At 40.8% G+C, this 24,797-nt stretch carries 17 protein-coding genes; 10 read left to right on the forward strand and 7 right to left on the reverse strand.

Annotation, left to right across the window (positions count from 1 at the left end; all coding sequences use genetic code 11):
* Positions 1–16: 16 nt before the first annotated feature.
* From IPO83_02720 to groL, 5 genes are all read left to right on the forward strand, one after another.
* Positions 17–634: a WbqC family protein gene (locus IPO83_02720; protein ID MBK9730194.1), complete on the forward strand. Its 618-nt coding sequence runs from the start codon at positions 17–19 to the stop codon at positions 632–634.
* Positions 603–2,810 (forward strand): hypothetical protein, encoded by a 2,208-nt coding sequence (locus IPO83_02725; protein ID MBK9730195.1) that lies wholly within the window; start codon positions 603–605, stop codon positions 2,808–2,810. Before IPO83_02720 ends, IPO83_02725 begins: the two co-directional genes overlap by 32 nt.
* A 102-nt stretch (positions 2,811–2,912) precedes the next feature.
* Entirely contained in the window at positions 2,913–5,081 is a 2,169-nt protein-coding gene (locus tag IPO83_02730; GenBank protein ID MBK9730196.1) for a T9SS type A sorting domain-containing protein, read from the forward strand.
* A gap of 298 nt (positions 5,082–5,379) precedes the next feature.
* Complete coding sequence (locus IPO83_02735) at positions 5,380–5,658, forward strand: co-chaperone GroES (protein ID MBK9730197.1); 279 nt, start codon at positions 5,380–5,382, stop codon at positions 5,656–5,658.
* Between the two features lie 102 nt (positions 5,659–5,760).
* Positions 5,761–7,392, forward strand: coding sequence for a chaperonin GroEL (gene groL / locus IPO83_02740; GenBank protein ID MBK9730198.1), 1,632 nt, complete (start codon positions 5,761–5,763; stop codon positions 7,390–7,392).
* A gap of 323 nt (positions 7,393–7,715) precedes the next feature.
* Here groL and IPO83_02745 read toward each other — a convergent pair whose 3' ends face one another.
* The 4 genes from IPO83_02745 to IPO83_02760 form a co-directional block, all read right to left on the reverse strand.
* On the reverse strand, positions 7,716–8,726 hold the full coding sequence (locus IPO83_02745; protein ID MBK9730199.1) for a hypothetical protein: 1,011 nt from the start codon (positions 8,724–8,726) through the stop codon (positions 7,716–7,718).
* Positions 8,727–8,951: 225 nt separating this feature from the next.
* On the reverse strand, positions 8,952–9,947 hold the full coding sequence (locus tag IPO83_02750; GenBank protein ID MBK9730200.1) for a hypothetical protein: 996 nt from the start codon (positions 9,945–9,947) through the stop codon (positions 8,952–8,954).
* A 157-nt stretch (positions 9,948–10,104) separates the two neighbouring features.
* On the reverse strand, positions 10,105–10,404 hold the full coding sequence (locus tag IPO83_02755; protein ID MBK9730201.1) for a hypothetical protein: 300 nt from the start codon (positions 10,402–10,404) through the stop codon (positions 10,105–10,107).
* A gap of 203 nt (positions 10,405–10,607) precedes the next feature.
* Entirely contained in the window at positions 10,608–12,887 is a 2,280-nt protein-coding gene (locus tag IPO83_02760) for an aconitate hydratase (protein ID MBK9730202.1), read from the reverse strand.
* Positions 12,888–13,161: 274 nt separating this feature from the next.
* Here IPO83_02760 and IPO83_02765 point away from each other — a divergent pair, with 274 nt between their 5' ends.
* Positions 13,162–15,579, forward strand: a complete 2,418-nt coding sequence (locus IPO83_02765; protein MBK9730203.1) for a penicillin acylase family protein — start codon at positions 13,162–13,164, stop codon at positions 15,577–15,579.
* 99 nt (positions 15,580–15,678) lie between these two features.
* Here IPO83_02765 and IPO83_02770 read toward each other — a convergent pair whose 3' ends face one another.
* On the reverse strand, positions 15,679–15,954 hold the full coding sequence (locus tag IPO83_02770; GenBank protein MBK9730204.1) for a hypothetical protein: 276 nt from the start codon (positions 15,952–15,954) through the stop codon (positions 15,679–15,681).
* Here IPO83_02770 and IPO83_02775 point away from each other — a divergent pair.
* Complete coding sequence (locus IPO83_02775) at positions 15,935–17,170, forward strand: ABC transporter permease (GenBank protein ID MBK9730205.1); 1,236 nt, start codon at positions 15,935–15,937, stop codon at positions 17,168–17,170. The two genes, IPO83_02770 and IPO83_02775, sit on opposite strands and share 20 nt — an antisense overlap.
* 38 nt (positions 17,171–17,208) lie before the next feature.
* On the opposite strand, the gene IPO83_02780 is transcribed toward IPO83_02775, so the two are convergent.
* Positions 17,209–17,865: a hypothetical protein gene (locus IPO83_02780; GenBank protein ID MBK9730206.1), complete on the reverse strand. Its 657-nt coding sequence runs from the start codon at positions 17,863–17,865 to the stop codon at positions 17,209–17,211.
* Between the two features lie 130 nt (positions 17,866–17,995).
* Here IPO83_02780 and IPO83_02785 point away from each other — a divergent pair, with 130 nt between their 5' ends.
* The 3 genes from IPO83_02785 (at position 17,996) to IPO83_02795 (ending at position 23,862) form a co-directional block, all read left to right on the forward strand.
* Positions 17,996–18,997, forward strand: coding sequence for a Smr/MutS family protein (locus IPO83_02785; protein MBK9730207.1), 1,002 nt, complete (start codon positions 17,996–17,998; stop codon positions 18,995–18,997).
* Positions 18,998–19,099: 102 nt separating this feature from the next.
* Positions 19,100–22,816 carry a hypothetical protein gene (locus IPO83_02790; protein ID MBK9730208.1) on the forward strand — a complete coding sequence of 1,239 codons (3,717 nt, stop codon included), beginning with the start codon at positions 19,100–19,102 and terminating at the stop codon, positions 22,814–22,816.
* A 53-nt stretch (positions 22,817–22,869) separates the two neighbouring features.
* Positions 22,870–23,862, forward strand: a complete 993-nt coding sequence (locus IPO83_02795) for a glycosyltransferase family 9 protein (GenBank protein MBK9730209.1) — start codon at positions 22,870–22,872, stop codon at positions 23,860–23,862.
* Between the two features lie 159 nt (positions 23,863–24,021).
* On the opposite strand, the gene IPO83_02800 is transcribed toward IPO83_02795, so the two are convergent.
* Positions 24,022–24,660, reverse strand: a complete 639-nt coding sequence (locus IPO83_02800) for a sterol desaturase family protein (protein ID MBK9730210.1) — start codon at positions 24,658–24,660, stop codon at positions 24,022–24,024.
* Between the last annotated feature and the right edge of the window lie 137 nt (positions 24,661–24,797).

Here is a 24,797-nt window from a genome sequence, read left to right on the forward strand (position 1 = left end):
CTTATCACGTGCAAAGATGAATTCCGGCAGGCAACCCACTACTTTTTTGATAGAGGCGAATTATTTGCCTCCCGTTGCATGGTTTGTTGAGCTGCATTCAAGTTCCATGGTTTCGATTGACATTCAACAACCCTTCAAAAAATCAACGCATCAGAACAGGTGTAAAATTCTGGGTGCGAACGGAACTCAATTGCTAACTGTGCCACTACAAGGAGGCAGGGGGGTGAAAAAAAATATCAGGGATGTTAAAATCAGTTATGAAGAAAGATGGCAACAAATTCACTGGAACAGTATCTGCTCAGCTTATAACAAGAGTTCGTACTTCCAGTTTTATGAGGATCAGTTCCGCCACTTTTATGAAAGGAAAACAGAGTTCCTGATTGATTTAAATGTGCATTTAATGCAAACATGCTTCAGGATATTAGCCCTTGGTGTTGAAATTGAATTAGTATCTGACTCCAATCACATAAAGACCCTTTCTGAGAAGACGATCAAAATCAATGCGTCTGAAAAATTACTTCCGTACTATCAGGTTTTTCAACATAAGCATGGTTTCGTTGCCGGATTAAGCATTATTGATTTGATTTTTAACAAGGGACCTGATGCAAAAAGCTATTTCGGAAATCAACAGTAAGGAATCCGTTCTTTTTATCATAGAAATACAATTTTCTAACAGTGCTGCCGCGAATAGATTTTTCTACCTTCGCCAACTCATGAAGTGGATACTTACCTGCATTATTTTGAGGGTTCTTTTCAATATGTCTGCTACGGCGCAGGCATCTTTTGACCGCGAAACGATCAATGTCGGTAACATAGGTTTTTCTGTCACCAATGCCGGAACTATCGGAAGGCCCGATGTGGTGAATGACCCCCAGGGTGAACCTTCCATGGAATATCCCATCAATTCCGGCATTGAGCATTTGTTTGAAGGTGGATTGTGGATTGGCGCATTGGTAAACGGACAAACTGCAGTTTCAACTGCGGCCATTGATGCACCAAGCGGTTATACCACAGGTGCTTCCGGATTTGAGTTTACTTCCGCCATCGGCAACCTCATTCAACAAAAGTCTACACTTTCTTACAGCGATTATTTTTCTGTGGATGCTGTCTCACACCAGGATATGATTATTGATTTCACAGATGCAAACACGATTGTTCCCGGCACCACCATTCCAATCGCTGATCATACTTTTCCTTTAGCGGCAGATGTACATCTTGAATGTTATGCTTACAACTACTCTTATGCTGATTACTTTGTCATTCTTAATTATACCATCACTAATAATTCAACCAATGCATGGGATTCGGTTTGGATGGGCACATGGACGGATCTTGTGATAAGAAATGTGAATGTTGCGACAGATAATGGCTCTGCTTTTTTTAATAAAGGCGGTGGTGGATTTATTGATTCGTTGTCCGCCATTTATGCATTTGATGTGAATGGTGATCCTGGTTATACCAACTCCTATGGCGCAAGTCAATTCCTTGGTATTGAATGGCGCGATCAATTCATTCACCCAAACAACGCCGCGAATGTGGCTGCTGCCGGATTCCCGGCGCCGCGGGTGAATGGCAATTTCTGGAATTTCAAAACTTTCGATGGATCACAATATGGAGCGCCCATTGATGATATTCAGCGGTTTGATAAGTTGAAAACAAGTATTGACTTTACCGATCCCGGCACCGTAACTTTTCTGCAGAATCCTTCCAACCGCGTACAGTTGATTTCCGCCGGACCGATTGTTCAAGTTTTACCCGGAGAGTCTTTTACGTATGTGATAGCTATGGTGTGTGCAAAACAACTTGAAACCGGTGGCACCTCAGGTCCTGATAAGGATACTGAATATGCAAAGAGTGAATTGTTTAATCATCTCGATTGGGCAAAACGAACTTATCTGGGTGAAGATGCAAACGAAAACGGTAAACTGGATGCTGGAGAAGATCTGATTGCGAATGGAATACTTGACCGGTATATATTACCTGAACCTCCCGCTACGCCCAAGGTGAAGATAATTCCTGCATCAAATAGTGTTAAGATTTATTGGGATAACCGGGCAGAATATTCCATAGATCCGATTTCGAGAGAAATGGATTTTGAAGGCTACCGGATTTACCGTTCGAATGCAGGTGATGATGTTCAACAAATAAGCACACAGAATCAGATTGCCCAGTGGGATAATCCTGGTAATTCTATCGGCTACAATAATGGATTTGAAGCCATTCGATTACCATCTCCCATGTATTTTGAAGGGGATACGACTGCCTACCAATACAAGTTTGAATTGAATAATTTATTGAACGGATGGCAATATGTTTTTATCATTACTGCTTTTGATCAGGGCGATCCGGCACTGGCACTTACCTCACTGGAATCGTCTTTTGTGGAGAATACATTTCGTGTTTGGTCAGGTACCGCTGTAAACAATTTTGAAGAGAAAAATCAGTCAACGAAAGTAGGAGTGTACCCGAATCCGTATAAAGTCTCTGCGTCGTGGGATGGCCCGTCTTCAGAAACAAAAAAGATTTATTTTTATAACCTTCCGCAACAATGCGAAATCAGGATTTACACTTTGGCCGGCGATATAGTGGCGACACTCAATCATGATGCTGCAGATTATAATGGTTCTGACATTCAATGGTATGCAAACTATGCGGGAAGCACAGACCAAAGAATTCTACCCGGCGGAGAACATGCCTGGGATATTCTATCAGAAAGCAAGCAAAGCATTTCGCAGGGCATCTATTTGTTTTCAGTGAAGGATTTAAGCAGCAACATTATTCAGGAAGGACAGTTTGTGGTGATAAAGTGATTGTGAATAGTAAAAAGTGAATAGTGAATCGTTAATATCGTAATTTCAACAATAATATTTTTCAACAAAACATTAAACCTCCATTTCAAAAATTAAACTACCATGAAGAATTTTTTACTCAGTTGCGCTTTTTCATTATTGTGCATTTCCTCCTCTTTTGCGCAATATCCTTTGGTCAGCATCCACGACCTGCAATACATTGATGCTCCAAGTCTTGCTATAGGAGTTGATACCTCTATTTACTATCTCGACACGGTTCAAGTGGAAGGAATAGTAACTTTTGATCCATGTGACTATGGACTGAGTACTACCGGTGGCCGTGTTGGAACGTGGTTGCAGGATGGCGCCGGCGGAGCGTTCAATGGGGTACATGTGTTGATTGATGCCGCTGCTATCGGTTACACACCGGGTTTAAACACATTAAATAATGATGTGCAGTTCATTGATAATTTTCAGGTAGGTAACAAAGTGAAGTGCACCGGAATTGTTAGCAACTTCGGCTTAACAGGCGCTCCTGTTCCAGGCAATAGTCAGATTCTGCTTCTGCCGGTAGCTTCTTCAATTACCGGAATTGGGCAGGCTGTGCCAACACCTCCATTACTTACCATCAATCAATTCAGCCAAAATGATGGAACGGGCGGACAAATTATCCAACGCACCACCGGTGAACAGTGGGAAGGAACGTATGTACAGTTTAACAATGTGCAGGTGGTTGATATTTCTTACGGTACAGGAAGCAGTACAGGAAGAGTATTCTGGAGCATTCAGGATCAAAGCGGAAATAAGATACAAATACGTGACGTGTCAGGTTGGATGAGAAATGATACCAGTGATAATTTCTGTACTTCATCAGGATCGAATACGCCAACAGCGTGGGATGTTGCTCCATATGCCAATGCAACCATCTCATTTGTCAAGGGCCAGATAGTAGAGTATTGTTCTACTACGAGTGGTTGTAATTATGCTGTTTCACCAAGGGATTTTAATGACATTGGTGTAATTACAGCAGCTCCACCGATCATCACCAATGTGAACCTGAGTAATCCTGTTCCATCAACCTCGGAAACACAAACAGTTTCGGCAAACATTACTGATGTAGATGGTTCTGTTACAAGCGCTACTTTATATTATTCCGTTGGATTAGGTAACGCGACTTTTTCTTCTGTGGCAATGTCAGGCAGTGGTTCAATCTGGAGCGGTACGATCCCTGCCATCACTACTGACAGTGTTTATGTCAACTATTGGATCAAGGCTCTTGACAATGGCGGCAATCATGCGAACTATCCTGATTCATTGGCAACAGGTTCATTTTACTGGGTAAATAACAGTGGTATCAATTCCATAAAAGATGTACAATGGAATCCCACCGGAAATGGGACTCCGGTGTATGCCAATAAAACTTTAAGTGATATTGATGTGGAAGGAATTGTCATGTCAACCACAGGATTTCTTGATCTTGGCCTGGTAACGATCCAGGATGGAGAAGGTCCCTGGCATGGAATATTTATGCGTGGACAAAATCTGAGTACGCTTCAGCGTGGCGACAAAATCAAGGTGACTAAAGCGAAAATCTATGAGAATTTTAATGTCACTTATCTCGACAGCACTACTTATACAGTTGTTTCAACAGGCAATACACTTTATAATGCCTATGGAGGACTCAGCACAGAATCTGTTCGTTTGGGAGTTTTTGATGAGACCGAGCCTTATGAAGGATCGCTGGTTGGTTTTGATGTTGTTTACGTTGTGAATCAAAATCCGGATAATCCCAGCACATTTGGCGAATGGTCAGTTGATGCAAATACCACCGATAACCTGGGAATGCGTTGTGATGATTATTCAAATGATATTGGTTTTGATTTTGGTTTGGACTCATTGTCGCTCAATCAAAATCTTGGCTATATCTACGGCATCATGTATTACAGTTTCAGCAATTGGAAAATTTTACCAAGAAACAAAAATGACATCGAAGGCTATCAAACATTAACAGGTATTGGAAATGATCCCCACCATCAATTGAATGGAGTGAAATTATATCCTAATCCGGCTACTGATCAATTCGATGTAGCATTCGATCTGAAACAGGCTGAAAACCTGACTATTGAATTGGTTGATGTTTCGGGTAAACTGATAAAGCAATTAAATAGTAATTACAAGTCAGGATTCAATCAGGTAAACATTGCAGCCAACACGCTACTGAATGGCATTTATTTCCTTCATATAAAGGGAGATGGCTTCAGCTATGCTACCAAATTGGTGATAGCTAAATAGTAATTGAGATATTAAACAATTTCAAAATTCCAAAGAAGTTTCTTTATAGCTTCTTTGGAATTTTTTTTTAACTACTTCCCTGAAAAATTAAGATAGCAGTAGTAAGGCCATTGAGCCATCCAGGCATCTATTCATTAAGCCATAAGGCTTCGGAAATCCTGTCATAACAAGCTGCTCCATTTTTGCAGATTTTTCCACCATCTGCCATTTCGTGCCAAAATTTTCCCATGGCATACTAAATGTTAGTACCTTCGCCGTCCAAAAAAAATCACTTTAAACTTAAAATCAATCAATAACTATGTCAAAAGTAAGCCTCAGGCCCTTGGCTGACCGCGTGTTGGTAAAACCAGCGGATGCCGAAGAAAAAACAAAAGGTGGGATCATCATCCCTGATACTGCGAAAGAAAAACCCATGAAGGGGAAAGTAATCGCTGTCGGAAATGGTAAAAAGGACGAACCCATGACGGTGAAAGCCGGCGATACGGTTCTTTATGGCAAGTATGCCGGAACAGAAATTACCATTGACAGCAATGAATACCTGATCATGCGTGAATCAGACATCTTCGCTATCGTTTAAAAAGTTAGGAGTTAATCGTCATTCGTTAATTGAAAACGAGCATCGGTTAACTTGAGTTTTCGACAATTAATAATTAACCAATAACCAATAATTTTAAAAGTTATGTCAAAAATAATCACCTATACCACGGATGCCCGTGACCGCCTTAAGAAAGGGGTTGACTCGCTGGCTGATGCTGTGAAAGTTACCCTTGGTCCTAAAGGACGTAATGTAGTTATTGAAAAGAAGTACGGTGCACCGCTGATCACCAAAGATGGTGTTACGGTAGCCAAAGAAATTGAACTCGAAGATCCCATCGAAAACATGGGCGCACAAATGCTGAAAGAAGTAGCTTCAAAAACTGCTGATATTGCAGGTGATGGAACTACTACTGCTACGGTGCTTGCTCAGGCAATGATTACTGCAGGATTGAAGAATGTTGCTGCAGGTGCCAATCCTATGGACCTGAAACGCGGTATGGACAATGCTGTAAGCAAAGTGATTGATAACCTGAAATCTCAATCTCAGAATGTTGGCAACGACAATAAAAAGATTGAGCAGGTTGCAACCATTTCTGCCAATAACGACAGTGAAATCGGAAAGCTGATTGCTGAAGCAATGGCCAAAGTGAAGAAGGAAGGAGTAATAACCGTTGAAGAAGCGAAAGGAACAGAAACAACAGTTGAGATTGTGGAAGGAATGCAATTCGATCGTGGTTACCTGTCACCGTATTTCGTAACTAATCCTGATAAGATGGAAGCCGATTTAGAGCGTCCATATATCCTTATTTACGATAAGAAAATAAGTTCCATGAAAGACCTGCTTCCGATTTTGGAGAAGGTAGCTCAGACTGGTGCGCCCTTATTGATTATAGCGGAAGACCTCGAAGGCGAAGCTCTTGCAACACTCGTTGTCAATAAGATTCGCGGCACCTTGAAAGTAACGGCTGTGAAAGCTCCGGGCTTTGGTGATCGCAGAAAAGAAATGCTGGAAGACATTGCCAAACTTACCGGCGGTATCGTGATCAGCGAAGAACAGGGATATAAACTGGAAAGCGCTACAGTAGCTTATCTTGGTAAAGCTGAAAAAATTGTAGTGGATAAAGACAATACGACAATCGTAAATGGTGCCGGTAAAAAAGCCGACATACTTGCACGTGTTAACCAGATCAAAGCGCAGATTGAAACTACTACCAGCGATTATGACAAAGAAAAATTGCAGGAACGTCTTGCAAAGCTTAGCGGTGGTGTTGCTGTAATGTATATCGGTGCTGCTTCTGAAATGGAAATGAAAGAGAAGAAGGCACGTGTTGACGATGCATTGCATGCTACACGCGCTGCTGTGGAAGAAGGAATTGTTCCGGGTGGTGGAGTGGCCTATATCCGCGCTATCGAATCATTGGATAAGTTAAAATCAGCCAATGAAGATGAAGAAACCGGAATCCAGATTGTTCGCCGTTCGCTTGAAGAACCTCTTCGCCAGATTGCCGCTAACGCAGGATTGGAAGGAAGCATCGTGGTTCAAAAAGTGAAAGAAGGCAAAGGTGATTTTGGATTTAACGCTCGCACGGAAGTCTATGAAAAAATGCTTGCTGCCGGTGTTATTGATCCTACCAAGGTTACACGTGTTGCATTGGAAAATGCGGTTTCAATCGCTTCCATGTTGCTTACAACGGAGTGTGTAATCGTTGATAAACCTAAGGAAGATAAAGCTCCAGCAATGCCTCCTGGCGGAATGGGTGGAATGGATTATTAAGAGTCATGAGTAGTTAGTGCTAATTAGTTAGTAATTGCAAATGCTCTTATTTCAATTTTAAAGGTGGTTCTTGCGAAAGCAGGAATCACCTTTTTCTTTTCTATACATCATCTTGGTCAGGCACAGCAATTTTTTTTTAAGGACACTTTCATGGAAGAACTATCAAAATGAATGTTGCTGTTGCAGCCATCCAGAATCCTAAAAACCAGCTTTTTATTGTGAATGATTTCCGGAGGCTTGAAAAAACAGGGTTTAACAGGTGTGTAACCAATCAAGTCCCGAAAAAATGTAAGGCCAATTCAACATGAAATCTGGCAAGAGAGTTACCGGTGACTCTTCCTTTTATAATATTGCTTTCCCCTACTATGATTAAACATCTCATGAGTTGCCTTTATTCTATGCGCGTAAATACCATGCTTACCACTAAAACCGGATGAAGACATGCTGTTGTTGAAAAGAAGATACGAGATTGAAAACTGCATCATAAAATACTGATCCTTATTCGCATCGCCACGTTGTTGACCGGGAGCCGTGATATATCCATAAAATTCTTCAGGATCTTTTTCATCCGACCTTCTTGAAATTTCATAAGCCAATGAAGCAGTTGCAGGGTCTGAAAAATAATTATTGAACTGATCCTGGGAAGCATATGAGGTGCTCACATCATCCATATAATCAGTCATTGTAAAACAATTGCGAAATTCAAAACCAAGGATTGCGCTTTGTGTCAGGTTATACCTAAAACCAAATCCTACCGGGAAAACAGCCTGAATAAGTGAATAGGGTTTTACATTAAGACTATCAAAACCCTGACCTTCTGTATGCAACGGTTGTAATTCAATGAGGTTGCCATTGTAAATGGTTTTAGGATTGAAATGCATCACTCCAACGCCGGCCAAAATATATGGGGCAAACCGGTAACGTTTTGATCCAGGCTCAAAATGTTTGAAGTTTAATTCTGCTGTGACTGCGCCTTCCATCAATGTTGACTGAAAGCTGAGGTTTCTGTACCACCGGTACCATTCCGGTGAAAATTGCGCTGTGGGTTGAATGAGAGAATCATTTCCCGCTATACCGGTATAGGTAAATGAAGTTTTAATGGTAAGTAAACCCCCAACATAATACCTGAAGTGGATTGATGCAGCAGGCTTTAACAGCGAAGTTTCAAGGTCGAAAACAAAAGGTCTTCCGATGTAATTTGCACCTCCAAGGTCACCCAAAAATCCGGTGACGCCGCCATCGATACCGATTTCCAACGCCTGCGCATTGGTATAAGTGGAATGCAGACAGAGCATTACAATTACCATAAGTCCGGCAAAACCAGGAATTTTCATCTTCAATTGAAAGTGTTTGCCAAATGTATAAAATTTGGAACAGTAAGATAATGACGAGCATTCTAAATGAAGCAATATCTAAAGACAAGTCATAAAAAAACAATTGATGTTATTACACAATGCATTAGGAGATAAGCTGGTGCAAGAACAAAATGAAAGTGTTAGAGCATCTGCAGGGTAACTTGTACGTAATAGTATTTCAGGATTTAAAAGCCGTAGTGCTTGTTAGTGGTGCTTGGCTTTCTTATGCTTTTTATGCTTAAACATCTGACTTGTTGAATGCACTTTGTGTGGAAATATATGGGATTTATTTCCGGCTTGAGAACCAAATCTGTTATTGAAGAGGATATATGAAATTGAAAACTGTGTCGTGAAATACTGATCTTTATTAGCGTCGCCGCGTTGTTGACCAGGTGCAGTTACATCCTGATAGAAGCCTTCCGGATCCTTTTCATCTGCCCTCATTGATAACTCATACGCTAAAGAAGCAACTTCCTGATCAGAAAAGTGCTTGCTGAACTGATTTTGTGAAACATAGGAAGTGCTGACGTCATCTATGTAATCGGTAAGCGTGAAATAGTTGCGGAATTCGAAACCAAAAACAAAGCTTTTCGAAATGTTGTATCTCAAGCCAACGCCTACCGGGAAAACAGGTTGAATGAGTGAGTAGGGTTTAATATCTACACTGTCAAACCCCTGACCTTCTGTATGAAGGGGCTGCAGTGCTACCAATGCGCCATTGTAGGATGCTTTAGGATTAAAATATATCATCCCGATTCCCGCTAAAACATACGGCGCAAATCTATATCGCATGGAGCCGGGTTCAAAATGCTTCAGATTTAATTCTCCTGTAATTGCGCCTTCTATAAGTTGCGATTGAAAGCTGAGATTGCGATACCATCTATACCATTCAGGTGAAAAGTCTTCTGATGGTTGAATGAGCGAATCATTTCCGGCAACATTGCTATAACTGAGGGAACCCTTGATCGAAAAAAGTCCGCCCACATAATATCTGAAATGAACGGAAGCAGCCGGTTTTGTAAGCGACGTTTCCAGGTCGAAAAAGAATGGTCGTCCGATTGCATTTGCACCACCGAGGTCGCCCAAAAAGCCGGTAACTCCTGCATCAACGCCCATGTCAAGAGCCTGAGAACGTAACATGGAAGTCTGAAGACAAAGCATCAGTATAAGCAGCAGTTTTACAAAACTGGGTTTAAGCATCAGCTTTTTAGTGTTTCACAAATCTATACAATTTGCAACATCCGGATCCTTTTGAAAAACGTAAAATGAGTTGAATTCTTTCTAAATGCAGCTAAATGGTTAGCCGTATTTTAAAAATGAATAATATTAAACCTACTGATTTTAACTGCAATTTCTTTTAATGAGTTTTCATTTCTGTGATGGTGACAAAAGGATAATGCAGGTTTGCAAAAAGACCACAGGTAAACGTATCACCGGTTAATACAAATGAAGTCAGAACTTCCTTCCCGTTCATCATATACAGGCTGTCCAGATTCTCAGGACTATAGTGTCCGTTATCGGTTTCCAGCAACCATCCGCAGCCATCCGCAGCAACAACGCCTGCAAAAATTATTTTTGCATTCACCAAACCCTCTTCTTTTTTGCAGGAAAAAAACAATATTTCAAGACAAACAAAAAACAATAAATACTTTTTCATCTTCAATTATTTATTAAGTGATTAATGGACGACGTATAGAAAATCAATCTTCACGATTTTCACACTTGTTAAGCATTTCTCCAATAGTTACGGTGGATATCGATTGATAGTCCAGACAAAAAAAAGAGATGCACATGCTGCATCTCTTTTTTCTTTTCTGAAATTATTTCCGGAAATATCAAACCTGCTCAGGATTCATCATCTTATTTCATTTTTGTTTTTTCGCTTGCTGCTTTAATCAGATTGAGTGCGCTGCCGGCTTTAAACCATTCAATTTGCGAAGCATTAAATGTCTGGTTTACAGCAAACTGATCGGTAGTTCCATCAGCATGGTGTAACAGCACAGTTAATGGCACATCAGGTGCAAAAGTGGTGAGGCCAAGAATATCAATCACATCATCTTCCTGAATTTTATCATAGTCAGCTTTATCAGCAAAGGTCAATCCCAACATGCCTTGTTTCTTTAAATTGGTTTCATGTATACGGGCAAATGATTTTACAATCACGGCTCTAACACCCAGATGTCGTGGTTCCATCGCGGCATGTTCACGTGATGACCCTTCGCCATAATTTTCATCACCTATTACAACTGTTCCTATTCCAGCAGCTTTGTAAGCTCGTTGCACGTTGGGAACTGAATCATATTTTCCCGTAAGTCCATTCTTAACCGTATCCGTCTTTTCATTAAAGAAGTTCATGGCCCCAATCAACATATTATTCGAAATATTATCAAGATGCCCACGGTATTTCAACCAGGGACCCGCCATCGAAATATGATCGGTGGTGCATTTTCCTTTGGCCTTAATCAGCAGGCGCAATCCTTTCAAATCAGTACCTTCCCATGCAGGAAAAGGATCAAGCAATTGTAATCTGTTTGAAGCCGGATCAACGGCAATCACCACATTTTTTCCATCTGCAGCAGGTGCCAGATAGCCTGCATCTTCCACAGCAAATCCCTTAACCGGAAGTTCAATGCCTTGAGGTTCATCAAGTCTTACACGCTCACCTTTTTCATTAATCAACTCATCAGTCAGCGGATTGAAAGATAGAGAACCTGCAAGTGCAAAAGCGGTAACAATTTCCGGAGAAGCTACAAAGGCATGCGTGCTTGCATTGCCATCGTTGCGTTTTGCGAAGTTTCTGTTATAAGATGTCAATATGGAATTCTTTTTAGTCGGGTCGGTGATGTGACGAGACCATTGACCGATACAGGGACCACAGGCATTGGCGAGCACCATTCCGCCTATGGATTCAAAAGTTGAAAGCATTCCATCCCGTTCAATGGTATAACGGATTTGCTCTGAACCCGGCGTAATCGTAAACTCTGAAACTGCTTTCAGTCTTTTATCAATTGCCTGTTGCGCAATAGAAGCCGAACGTGACATATCTTCATATGAAGAATTGGTGCAGGAGCCGATAAGTGCGACTTCCAGTTTATCAGGCCAGCCATTCTCAGCAACAGCAGCTTTAAATTTTGAAAGTGGCCAGGCAAGATCCGGTGTATAAGGTCCATTGATGTGTGGTTCAAGTGTATCAAGGTCAATCTCAATCACTTCATCATAATATTTTTCAGGGTTGATTAATACTTCAGCATCCGGTCTTAAATGCGAGGCAACCGAATTAGCGAGTTCAGCAATTGCTCCGCGTTCTGTTGCTTTCAGATAAGCTTCCATCCTGGCATCGTAGCCGAATACAGAAGTGGTGGCACCAATTTCCGCACCCATATTACAAATGGTGCCTTTACCTGTGCAGGAAATATTCTCCGCACCTGGACCAAAATATTCGAGGATGGCACCTGTTCCGCCTTTCACAGTAAGGATTCCCGCCACTTTCAAAATCACATCTTTCGCTGAAGTCCAACCGTTCATTTTTCCCGTTAGGCGCACACCAATGAGCTTCGGGAATTTCAATTCCCAGGCCATGCCACTCATCACATCCACAGCATCAGCGCCTCCCACTCCAATAGCAATCATGCCCAATCCACCTGCATTTGGCGTATGGGAATCTGTACCGATCATCATGCCACCCGGAAAAGCATAATTCTCTAAAACTACCTGGTGAATAATTCCTGCACCCGGCTTCCAGAATCCAATGCCATACCGGTTAGAAACAGAAGCGAGGAAATCGTACACTTCTTTATTGGTATCAAGTGCGCTTTTTAAATCCGCGGCTGCTCCAACTTTCGCCTGAATCAAATGATCGCAGTGTACAGTGGAAGGAACAGCGGTTTTGTCTTTACCTGCTGTCATAAACTGCAACAAAGCCATTTGTGCCGTGGCATCCTGCATAGCTACGCGATCAGGGGCAAAATCAACGTAATCTTTGCTCCGGCTCAAAGCAGTAACCGGAAATGTTCCGAATAAATGTGAATACAATATTTTCTCCGCCAAAGTAAGCGGACGGTTGAGGAGTTGGCGTGCAGCAGAAATCTTAGCTGGTAATGCGTCGTAAACCGACCGGATCATTTCAAGGTCAAATGCCATTTTCAAACAGATTTATGAAAGAAGAAAGTATTAAATGTGGTGCAAAGTTAAAAAGAAAGGAAAGTGGTTCACGCAAAAATCAAAAAATCGATAGCAGGAAAATGAAATGGTAGAGACGCAATGCTTGCGTCTCGACACGGAATCATATATTTAATGTTGTAGAGACGCAATGTTTGCGTCTAACGGATCGAATATCCGTGGAGACGCCATGCTTGGCGTTTCTACAGAAAGATATTTCCATCATCATGGTTTCTTATTAGCTTCGCCCTTAACTATGAAATGGTTCAGATCCATCCTTCTCGCATTACTGTGTATCTGTTATTGCTATGTATTGAACACCAAAATGGGAGATATTCCACCGTTAGGTAAATTGTTATCACCATTCAACGGGTTTTGGCAGAATAATGAATCTGGAAAAATTGCTGAAACAGAATTAACAATAACAGGATTGATAGCTCCGGTAAAAGTGGTGATGGACAACAACATGGTGCCGCATATTTTCGCCAGAAACAACCACGATCTCTACCTTGCCCAAGGTTATATACATGCGAAATATCGTTTGTGGCAGATGGAATTTCAAACCCATGCGGCAGCCGGCAGAATCTCAGAAATTATTGGCGCAAAGGCATTGCCTTACGACCGTCAGCAACGAAATTTCGGAATGGTATACGCGGCGGAAAATGCCGAATCAAATATGATGGCCGACCCAATGATGAAGGAGGCAGGATCAGCTTATACCGAAGGAGTAAATGCGTATATAAAAAATTTATGCTCAAAAGATCTTCCGGTTGAATACAAGCTATTGGATTATAAACCTGAACCATGGACAACGCTGAAATGCGCTTTGCTGCTGAAATATATGACTTACGATCTGGCAGGTGCCAGCAGTGACCTTGCAACAAGTAATATATTGAAACAATACGGACAAACCGCCATTGATTCATTGTTCAACGGCCATGCCTATCTGAGTGAACCAATAATTCCTGCAGGCACAACATGGGACTTTGTGCCATTACCCATTCCTGCTGCACCCTTTCAGGTGATAAGTGAGGTGCCTGCTGTTAAACCCGATCATACACCCAATCCGGATAACGGGAGTAATAACTGGGCAGTGAGTGGAAGCAAAACAGCGAGTGGTTCTCCGATACTTTGTGGTGATCCGCACCTTGGATTGAATCTCCCTTCCATCTGGTATCAGATGCAGTTGGTGAGTCCGGATTGTAATGCTACCGGAGTTTCACTTCCGGGAGTGCCTACAGTTATCATAGGTTTTAATGACAGCATTGCATGGAGCGAGACAAATGTGGATGCTGATATTCTGGATTGGTACAGTGTGCAGTTTAAAGATGACACACACAAAGAATATTTCTATAATAACGAATGGAAGCAGACTACAGCAAGAATTGAAGTGATTAAGGTTCGCGGAGAGAAAGATGTGGTTGATACAGTTTTTTATACACAACACGGACCGGTTGTAACTATGGGGGATAAAAAACTAATGCGAACCAATTTCCCGGTAGGATATGCGATGCGTTGGCTGGGCCATGACCATTCTGCTGAATTGAATACCTTTCTTTTACTGGATCGTGCAAAAAATTATGATGATTATGTACATGCGATGAGTTTCTTTGAATGCCCTGCACAAAATTTTATTTATGCTGATGCTGCCAATAACATTGCCATCTGGGTGAATGGAAAATTTCCGCTGAAATGGAAAAACCAGGGAAAGTTTCTTCTCGATGGATCAAAGCCGGAGAACGACTGGCAGGGTTGGGTGCCTCATGACCAGGACCCTCATGTTAAAAATCCAGAAAGAGGATTTGTAAGTTCTGCCAATCAGCTATCAACCGATTCCACTTATCCATATTATATCAATTGGCAAATGGATGCACCAATGCGCGCTCATCGAATCAACCAACAACTTTCCGGCATGAGTGGAATTACTTCGGAAGAAATGCGTATTCTTCAGTATGATAATAAAAATATGGTGGCTGATTTTGTGATAACGGAAATGATAGCAGGTGTTGATGAAACGAAATTGAATGATTTGCAAAAGCAACAGTTCCAATTATTGAAGAATTGGGATTTAATGGCAAACACCAACAGTACTGAACAAACAGTGTTTAATGCATGGTGGATTAATTTAAAGACAGTGATATGGGATGATGAATTAGGCAAAGAAGGATTGGAATATCCAAGTACGGATATTTCATTGCAAACTGTTAAATACAATATCAACAAGCGATGGATTGATAATGTAAATACACCTGAAATCGAAACGCTTCAGCAATTAATCAATCAATCTTATCTTAGTGCAATTGATTCACTTCAAAAAAAATACGGAGCAGATACAAAGGACTGGCAGTGGGCACAGGTAAAAAATACGCATGTGAATCACCTGCTTCATATTCCGGCATTGAGCAGAATTCCTGTAATCGCGCCGGGCAATTCAGGAATAGTGAATGCCACAGGTTACGATCACGGCCCATCGTGGAGAATGATTATTGAATTGGGTAATAAAGTCAAAGCATTCGGAATTTATCCGGGCGGACAATCCGGAAATCCCGGATCACCATTTTACGAAAACATGATTGATCCATGGAGCAAAGGTTTGCAAAATGAATTGTTGATCCTGCATGATGAGCAGGAAAAAGATTCGAGGATTGTTTCAACTATCACCCTTTCAAATTAGCAAATGCTTCTATTTCTTTTAATTGCTTTAGCAAGTGCGGCTTTACAAATCTGGTTTCCGTGGTGGAGCATGGTGATTGCTGCCGCAGTGCTTTCTTTTTTAATGGGGAAAAATTTCAAGCAAGCTTTTTCTATCGGGTTTCGTTGCCTGTGGATTAGTATGGCTGGTGTATGCAATGATGATCACTTCCACCGAAGGAAGTCTGATGACAGACCGCATCGCATTGCTTTTTACATTGCCTGCATCCTGGTTACTGTATGTGATTAGCTTTGTGATAGCAGCTACCGGTGGCGGGCTTGGAGCGTCCTTCGGATATTCTTTAAAAAAATTAAATTGATTCGGCCTGTAAAACGATATGAGCTTAATTGAAAACATACGACTTGCTTTACGCGCCATTTTCGGCAACCTGATGCGCACTGTACTTACCTGTCTCATCATTGCTTTTGGCATCATGGCACTTGTAGGTATTTTGACTGCTATCGACAGCCTGGAGAGTTCGATTAAAAGCAATTTCTCAAGCATGGGCTCCAACTCATTTTCTATTGAGCGAAAGTGGAATGATATGAGGGGAGGTGGCGGAGGGGAAGATGAAAAACCAGGCCCGCCTATTTTATACCGCGAGTCTGTATTATTTAAAGACCGGTATAATTATCCTGCACAGGTTTCAGTTTCTGAAAACATTACCGGCATTTCAACAATTAAGTATGAATCAAAAAAAACCAACCCTAATGTGTTGGTTACCGGAGTGGATGAAAACTTTTTGTTGACCACCGGAAACCAGGTTGCATTGGGACGTTTCTTTACACTTGATGAAGTGAAAGAAGGATCTCCGGTGATCGTTTTGGGGAAGGATGTGGTTGATAAAATTTTTGGTACCAAAGAAGATCCTGTCAACAAGTTTGTTTCTATGTATGCAATGCGTTACAGGGTGATTGGCGTGCTGGGTGCAAAAGGTTCCAGTATGGTATCTCGTGGCGATAATGTGGTTTTGATTCCCATTCTGAATGCGATCCGCAATTTTATGGGTCACAATAATTCCGTAAATATGGATGTGAATGTGAGCTCTATTGACCAGTTGCAACCTGCTATTGATGAAGCCACCAGTTTATTCCGCAACATTCGGGGATTAAGGTTAGGAGAGGAAGATGACTTCAAAATATCGAAGAGCGATGAGCTGGCCAATGAGTTAATTGGAAATATTCAATATGTAACGTATGCTGCTACGTTAATCGGAATCATCACCTTATTCGGTGCGGCGATTGGATTAATGAATATCATGCTGGTTTCCGTAACTGAACGAACACGCGAAATAGGAGTGAGCAAAGCGTTAGGTGCCACGCGAAAAGAAATCCGTGCACAGTTTCTTACGGAAGCCATTGTGATTTGTCAGCTTGGTGGCATACTGGGAATTATACTTGGGATATTGGTAGGTAACCTTGTCTCCCTCGTGCTTGGAGCCAGTTTCATTATTCCATGGCTGTGGATTGTTGCAGGTATAATTTTTTGTTTTATTGTTGGCTTGGTTTCCGGTTTATATCCGGCAGTAAAAGCTTCACGACTTGATCCGATTGAAGCGTTGCGTTATGAGTAACAGAGAACAACAACATGCATTATCGTTTTGCTGCACTACTATTTTTTCCTCCCAAAATTATAATGGATACCAAGACTTAAAGTCTTATAGACGTGAGCCTGAACATGTTCAGAGAAATAATTTTTAGGATAATAATTAGAAAACGGATTCTGAATACCACGATAAATAAATCCATATCCCATGGAGAGCAAATCGGTGTTTAGAGAGATTCGGTCGGATATAAAGTATTCGAATCCGAGTGTTCCTCCTAAACCGTAATACAAATTGTTGTAAGAACTGAAAGAAGGCTTTTCATAAACGTTCTTATAGTGATAAAAAGTAAAATAAGCAGAAGGTGTAAAGTAAAGTCCCTTTACAATTTTGAGCTTTGTCTCTGCTCCTGCGTAAGCGGCATAATGTACATTGATGGAAGGGTTGTCAGGATTATCATACTGCCGGATTGTTCCGCCACCATCACCGAAAGGTAGAAAACCAAGATCAAGGTATATTTTTTTACTGATCAAAAATTCACCTGTTAAAGCAAAATTTGGGTAAGGCTTATAAAAATCAGTGTTTAAAGATGTTTGAATATAATCCGGAACATTAATAAACTCCACGCCGAATGAATTTTTAAACAAAGGAGTTTTGATAACGGTTTGACAAAAAGCGTTTCCTGCTAAGAACAGAAAGCATACAGAAATGATGGATTTTTTCATTTGAAACATTAATTAAATGTAAAGATTTTGTTTTTCAACTGCACCTGTCTTTATGTAAAATCCTATAGGGCGTATTCATAAATTGCCGGCATTGGAACGAGAAACGTAATTTTGTGATCAATAGTTATTTGTGGAAGAAAAATTTTCAGCGGGCGATAAAGTGTTCCTCATCCATTTGCAGGAAGAAGGTATTGTTACACGGTTGAATGGTGCCGGAATGGTGTATGTTCAATTGAGTGACATGGAGATTCCTGTTTATTGTACTGATATCACAAAGGATATACCTCAAAAAAAAATGCAGCATGAAACAGTTAAAACACAGAATCCCAGTGTCACTAATAACCAAGTGCTGCCATTGCAAAAAAAAGACAGTGGACTATTTCTCTCATTTGAACCTGAAAAGGACCAGGCCGGAGATATCAGACAATTTAAAGTAAGTCTTATAAATGATACAGTTTATTCTGTCATGTTTCGTTACCGTTTTTTCTTATCAGGAAATATTCATTTTAAACTGGATAAAACTGCACTGCCTTACCAGGTTTTCCTGTTGCATGAAATTGCTTATGATGCTTTGAATGAAATGCCTGAAGTTGATTTGCATGTACGGGATGAGATGAATGAGGTGATGAAAGGCGATCTTCAACAAAAAATTAAACCGCAGAATTTTTTTAATAAGACGGGCGCAATGCCTTTGAAAGGTAATGAAGCTTACATCTACAACATCAATACTGTTTCTTTAAAGAAGATCGTTCCCCGACAGGAAATAAAACCACGAGTGGCTTTTGATCTCTCACTGCTGAAAGAAATGATGATGGATAGCCCGGTAAATAAAGATACTGATGTAGTTGTTGCTGATAGGGAAGTTGACCTTCACATCGAAAAGCTTGTCATTGATTCCGGAAAAATGAGCAACGCTGAAATGCTTCACCTTCAATTGGCAAAGTTTCAGCAAACGCTCGACCGCGCTATTGCCGGCGGCGTCGATCGGCTGTATATTATACATGGAAATGGAAAGGGTAAACTGAAAAAGGAGATACATCATCTGCTGAAATCCTATAAGGAAGTAAAATCATTTAACAACGATTATCATCCAAAGTACGCGTTTGGTGCCACAGAGATTATACTTCATTGAAGGCTCCGCCTTACAGTGCAAATGATAATATTCTCATCGTATTTCCTTGCATTCGTTCTCCAATCGAAAATGTAATTTGCGCTGCCTAACAACGATACGACCTTGTTGCTGATTAATAAATATGGACTTCATTTTTTAGCGCTTTCTATAACGCTGATGGCGCTTTCCTACCAGTCCGGTAGTATCAGTTCTGAACAATCAGAATTAAAATATGCAGCCCGGCAATTGACCACTGGGCTGTCTAAAATTGAATTGGAATTTAAAAATCAGTTCACGGATGCTGATCTGGCACGCATGATACGTGAGGGATCTGCCTGGAATAAGGTTGCAACATATAATACGTATCCATACGAATTGCTCCTATATCGCAGCGACTCTCTGTTATTATGGACCCAGAATCAAGTGATTCCATCACAGTCCATTTCAACCTTCTCAAAAGGTACCAGCTTTTTAAAACTGAGCAATGGATACTATCTCGCGCATAAAGAATATATAACTGTATTTGACGACAGCACTCATTATTCCGCGTTGGCATTGATTCCTGTTAAATATGAATACGAAACATCCAACAGTTACCTGAAACCACATTTCAGTGAAAATTTTAAAGTGGCCAATTATTTCCAGGTCTCCGCAATTGCCAAAGACTCTTATTTGCCGATAACTGATGCGTCAGGTAAAACCATCTTTTATGCCGGCATTGATGCTGCTGATTATTCAGGAAAGGCCAGTGCACTGGCGCTGTTGCTTTTCATGGCATCACTGGTTTTGTTTGTGATGTTCCTGAATCAGATGTTGAACCTGTTGCCATCCAACAGAATGGTTTGGATAAGGCCTTTGATTTTAGGAATACTGTTCTTTACGATCTACTTTTTGCTAAGTGATAAGTCCATACTTCCGGACGGTGTAAAGAACTGGAAGATATTTAATGCTGATCTTTTTGCATCTGAAGGTGTTGCTTCATCGTTAGGAAGTCTCGCTATTCAATTGCTGTTTCTTTTTTGGGCCTGCATTTATGTTACCAATAAAGTGCACTTGCGATTAAAGATGGAACAGGCTTCGATGCTCAACTACATCGTGCACCTGATTGGATACTTTGCGATCTTTTTTCTTGGTATTTATATGGTGGATGTGATACGTGCATTGGTGCGGGACTCTAAAATTGCCTTTGTTTTTTTTAATCCGCTCCAGCCTGATTATTACAGCATTCTTGGCGTGGTTTGTATTGCGCTGATTTTCATCTGCCTTTTTTTATTGTCACTTAAAATTATTTCCACGCTTCAACGCAATCCATTAAAGATTGTAGATAACGTAATTGTGCTTCTTATCTGCACAACGTTGGCTTTTTTGTATTACCTGGCTTATGATACCGGAATATCCGGCCTGTGGGTAATGATATGGATCAATGCACTTATCCTGATACTTCCCTACTTCAGCAAGCGCAGGCAGGATGGAGTAAATTTCACGCAGTTGTTCCTGCTACTGGTTTTTATTTCTGCTTCCGGCGCAATGTTGTTGCTTGTTTATGGAGAGAAAAAGGAGCAGGATACAAGAATCAATTTCGCACGAAAATTAATTAACACGGAAGATAAAGTTACCGAGTTTCTATTGTCTGACTTGCAGGGAAAGATTACCAGAGATGCCTTTTTGATACAGTTTTTTAAATCTGAAGATGATTCGGGAACTGAACTTACCGGAAAGTTGCAGCAACGCTATTTCCAGGAGGGATTCAGCAGATACCGTATCCGTTATTTTCCTGTAGATACGAAGGGGTATTTGTTGTCAGGCAAGGATGAATATTTTGGTTTTGTGACAGAAAAGGGACTGAAGTCGTTGAGGTCAGAAATCATCAAAGATGAGTTGTATCACTCGTCAACGCCATCAGGCAGTTTCAGTTATCTTGCTGAATATGTAATTCAGGACGGGGATTCATTGCTCGGTAAATTATTTGTGGAGCTTACCGCTGATGCCTATAAAAATGCGGGGATTTATCCTGAATTATTGCTGGAAGACAAAGATAAATTGCCTTATGAATTCATGAATTATTCACTCGCGATTTACAGCCATCAACATCTCGTAGAGCAGAAAGGATCCTATTCTTATGACTATCATCTGAAATGGACGCCGGATGAAAGCCGGGAATACCGGTATGTAACTTATCATGGATATCACCACCTGGTTTACAACCGGGGAAACGGCGTGGTGATTGTTGTTTCTTCAAAATCAAATTGGGTTCCTTATTTCACTTCTTATTTTTCATTCCTGTTCGTGGTATTTTTCAACATCACCTTATTGGTTTTGTTATTTAACCTGATCAGCATCAATCCAAATTTACGCTCCATCAGGCAGTTTTTCAGGATTGCATCACTGCGTATGCTGATACATGGATTTTTTATGGTTTTCATTCTTGCCATGCTCTTTGTAATTGCATACATAGCGGGTTCGTTTTTCATCAGCCAGTTCAAAGAGCTTTCCATTCAGACCGTAGTGGATAAGATGAGTAGAGTTACTAAATCAGTACAGATAATCTATAATCAGAATGCAGGAGTTAAAAACACGGAGTCATTTCAGTCAATGCTTAAAAAAAATATAAATCAGTTTGCCGAAGTTCAGGATATTGACATTAATTATTTCGACCTGCAAGGCAACCTGATCGCAACAAGTCAACGAAGCTTTTTTGAAAAGGGACTCGTTTCAAAAAAAATGAATCCGCTTGCTTTTAAGGAACTTTCCAATGAAGGACCGGCTGTGCTGGTAAAAGAAGAACAGGTTGGCACTTTGAAATTTTATTCAGGTTATCGCCTTATCAGGAATCCGGAAGGAGAGGCCGTGCTTTTTGTTCACGTACCCTACTTTAATTCCAAAACAAATCTGAATGAACAGGTGGGATTTTTCTTTGTGGCACTGGTTAATATCCTGGTGCTTGCAATTATTTCTGCTGGTTTGCTGGCACCGTTGATCTCCAGACAAATCACCAGAAAGTTGTCGTTGATTGGAGAGAAGTTTAAGCAGGTGAAAATTGGATCACGCAATGAATTGATTGAATGGCATGCCAGTGATGAAATCGGAAACCTTGTTAATGAATACAATAGAATGATTGGTCATTTGGAACAAAGCGCTGAAAAGCTCGCGAAATCTGAAAGAGATTTAGCCTGGCGTGAGATGGCAAAGCAGGTGGCGCATGAAATAAAAAATCCGCTTACGCCCATGAAGCTTGGAATCCAGCATCTCCAACGTGCTTACGAGCAGAATGCACCCAATCTTCCTGAATTAGTAACCAAGGTTTCGCGGACGTTAATTGAACAAATTGATAACCTGAGCAATATTGCAAACGAATTCTCTAATTATGCAAAAATGCCACGGCCTGTATTTGAATTGATTGATGTAAATGATGTCGTTCAGACTGCCTGTAATTTACTCAAAGAAGGAGAAGGCGCTGCCATTCATTTGCATGACCATGCTGAAAACAGTATCGTTTTTGCCGATAAGAATCAGTTGCTGAGTGTTTTTAATAACCTGCTGTTGAATGCAGCGCAATCTATTCCTGAAGATCGTGCCGGTAATGTGACGGTTATTACAGAAAATTTGAACGGAGAAGTGGTGGTCTCCGTGTCTGATAATGGAGTTGGAATTTCCGAAGAAGAAGCAAAACATGTTTTCATTCCAAGTTTCACTACCAAATCTTCGGGTACAGGACTTGGACTGGCTATCAGCAAAGATTACGTTGATAGCTTTGGAGGAACTATCGACTTTATTTCCGGTAAAAATGTAGGCACTACGTTTTTTGTGAAGCTTCCGTTTGTTCCAGACAAAGTCCTTTGAAAATTTCCGCCATTCAAAATAATACCTTTACCGGTTGAAATAGCCTGCTGCATTTGAAAATACTTATCATACAAACTGCTTTTATCGGGGATGTGGTGTTGGCAACGTCATTGATAGAAAAGTTGACTTCACATCATCCGGATGCAGTCATTCATTTTTTATTGCGGAAAGGAAATGAGGGACTTTTATCCGGGCACCCTCATCTGAAAAAGATTTGGGTGTGGGATAAAAAGGAAAGCAAATACCGGAATCTGTTCAGATTAATATTTGCTATCCGTGCTGAAGAATTTGATGTGGTGATAAATTGTCAGCGCTTCACAGCTTCTGGATTGCTCACTGTCTTTTCAAAAGCAAAAAGCAAAATTGGATACAGTAAAAATCCATTTTCATTGTTCTTCTCAGAAAGATACGCTCATGTAATAGGTAAGAAAAATGATGCTTCCTATCTTCATGAGATTGAAAGAAACCAGCAATTGATTGCGCGTCTCACTGATAGCATTGCTGTGAATCCTAAGTTATATCCATCAATAGTTGATTACGAATCGGTAAAGAAGTTCAAGGCAAATAAGTACATCACGATTTGTCCGGCTTCTGTCTGGTATACAAAACAGTTTCCCGCGGCAAGATGGATGGAGTTAAGCAGCATGATTCCGGAATCTTACAATGTTTACCTGCTTGGCGGTTTGGGAGATTCTATGCTTTGTGAGGAAATGAAAAACTTATTTCCTGGTAAGAATATGATCAACCTTGCAGGCGAATTAAGTTTTCTTCAAACTGCGGCACTCATGAATGACGCTGCAATGAATTATACGAACGATTCAGCGCCACTTCATTTTGCATCAGCTATGAATGCAAAAGTGACAGCAGTATTTTGTTCCACAATTCCCCAATTCGGATTTGGACCTCTTTCATCTGAAAGTCATGTGCTGGAAGAAAAGCAACATCTCTACTGCCGGCCTTGCGGATTGCATGGATATAAAAGCTGTCCCGAGAAACATTTTAAATGTGCATGGGATCTTCCGATAGTTACTTTTTTAGGTGAGTAGAGAGTAGCGTGTAAAAGTCGTAAGTCGTTAGTCCCTAGTCCCTAGTCGTTAGTCATGAGTTTGGTTGAAGAACTTTAATGCTTTATAATTGGGGCTTGCTTTTGGATGAAGTTATCAGCAAGAGCATGCTGATTCCTGATTATGAAACAGTTTCAAAATTTAATTTTCTTCGGGATTGTTGAACTTCCCTTCATGGTGCGGAACGGATTTAAAAACGTGGTCCCACATTGGTGAAGAAACACCAAAACCTTTATCAGGCGCTTTGTAATGATGCAAGTGATGATATCTCCACCAGGCTTTCATAAACTTAAACGGTGGCGCCATGGCATGAATGGCATAGTGCATGGATCCATAAGCAAGATATCCGGTCAAAAATCCGGGGAAGAAAACAAAAGCTTGCTGACTCATGAAGAAGTAAAAGGAAGAAAATATGATAGATGCGAGAATTAAAGAAGGAACAGGAGGCATAAACAATCGCTCTTTATCCCTGGGAAATTCATGGTGTACACCGTGAGCTGTATACATGAATTTCTGCACTTTCGGATTGTCGGAATGGTGGTGAAATACAAACCGGTGCATCAGGTATTCAAAAAGCGTCCAGAAAAACATCCCGCCAAAATAATAGGCTATCACCCAATACCAACTGATATGCAGGGAAAAATAGCCGTAAGCCAACATTGCCACAATGATCGGAATGTAAATACTGAATATCACCTGTGGACTGGTCTTGGTCATGCCTTCCAGCCATTTAGACTGAAACATAGTTGCCTGACCTTTATTTTTAATTTTAATTTCCATTGAAGGAATAAAAAATGGTTGCTGCAAAGATACTCGTAATTTTGGCTTTCTCATCAGTGTTATGGAAGGTATTAACATTCTGTTATTCTGTTATTTTTTGAGAATCGCCCGTGACTTGCCCCGTATTAATTAACTAT

Source organism: Chitinophagaceae bacterium (assembly GCA_016717285.1).
Classification (GTDB): domain Bacteria; phylum Bacteroidota; class Bacteroidia; order Chitinophagales; family UBA10324; genus JACCZZ01.

Excerpts from the sequence above, each read along its gene's own strand:
- IPO83_02720 (MBK9730194.1), top strand. The coding sequence starts at position 17 with ATGAATTCCGGCAGGCAACCCACTACTTTTTTGATAGAGGCGAATTAT.
- IPO83_02725 (MBK9730195.1), top strand. The coding sequence starts at position 603 with ATGCAAAAAGCTATTTCGGAAATCAACAGTAAGGAATCCGTTCTTTTT.
- IPO83_02730 (MBK9730196.1), top strand. The coding sequence starts at position 2,913 with ATGAAGAATTTTTTACTCAGTTGCGCTTTTTCATTATTGTGCATTTCC.
- IPO83_02735 (MBK9730197.1), top strand. The coding sequence starts at position 5,380 with ATGTCAAAAGTAAGCCTCAGGCCCTTGGCTGACCGCGTGTTGGTAAAA.
- groL (MBK9730198.1), top strand. The coding sequence starts at position 5,761 with ATGTCAAAAATAATCACCTATACCACGGATGCCCGTGACCGCCTTAAG.
- IPO83_02745 (MBK9730199.1), bottom strand. The coding sequence starts at position 8,726 with ATGAAAATTCCTGGTTTTGCCGGACTTATGGTAATTGTAATGCTCTGT.
- IPO83_02750 (MBK9730200.1), bottom strand. The coding sequence starts at position 9,947 with ATGCTTAAACCCAGTTTTGTAAAACTGCTGCTTATACTGATGCTTTGT.
- IPO83_02755 (MBK9730201.1), bottom strand. The coding sequence starts at position 10,404 with ATGAAAAAGTATTTATTGTTTTTTGTTTGTCTTGAAATATTGTTTTTT.
- IPO83_02760 (MBK9730202.1), bottom strand. The coding sequence starts at position 12,887 with ATGGCATTTGACCTTGAAATGATCCGGTCGGTTTACGACGCATTACCA.
- IPO83_02765 (MBK9730203.1), top strand. The coding sequence starts at position 13,162 with ATGAAATGGTTCAGATCCATCCTTCTCGCATTACTGTGTATCTGTTAT.
- IPO83_02775 (MBK9730205.1), top strand. The coding sequence starts at position 15,935 with ATGAGCTTAATTGAAAACATACGACTTGCTTTACGCGCCATTTTCGGC.
- IPO83_02770 (MBK9730204.1), bottom strand. The coding sequence starts at position 15,954 with ATGTTTTCAATTAAGCTCATATCGTTTTACAGGCCGAATCAATTTAAT.
- IPO83_02780 (MBK9730206.1), bottom strand. The coding sequence starts at position 17,865 with ATGAAAAAATCCATCATTTCTGTATGCTTTCTGTTCTTAGCAGGAAAC.
- IPO83_02800 (MBK9730210.1), bottom strand. The coding sequence starts at position 24,660 with ATGGAAATTAAAATTAAAAATAAAGGTCAGGCAACTATGTTTCAGTCT.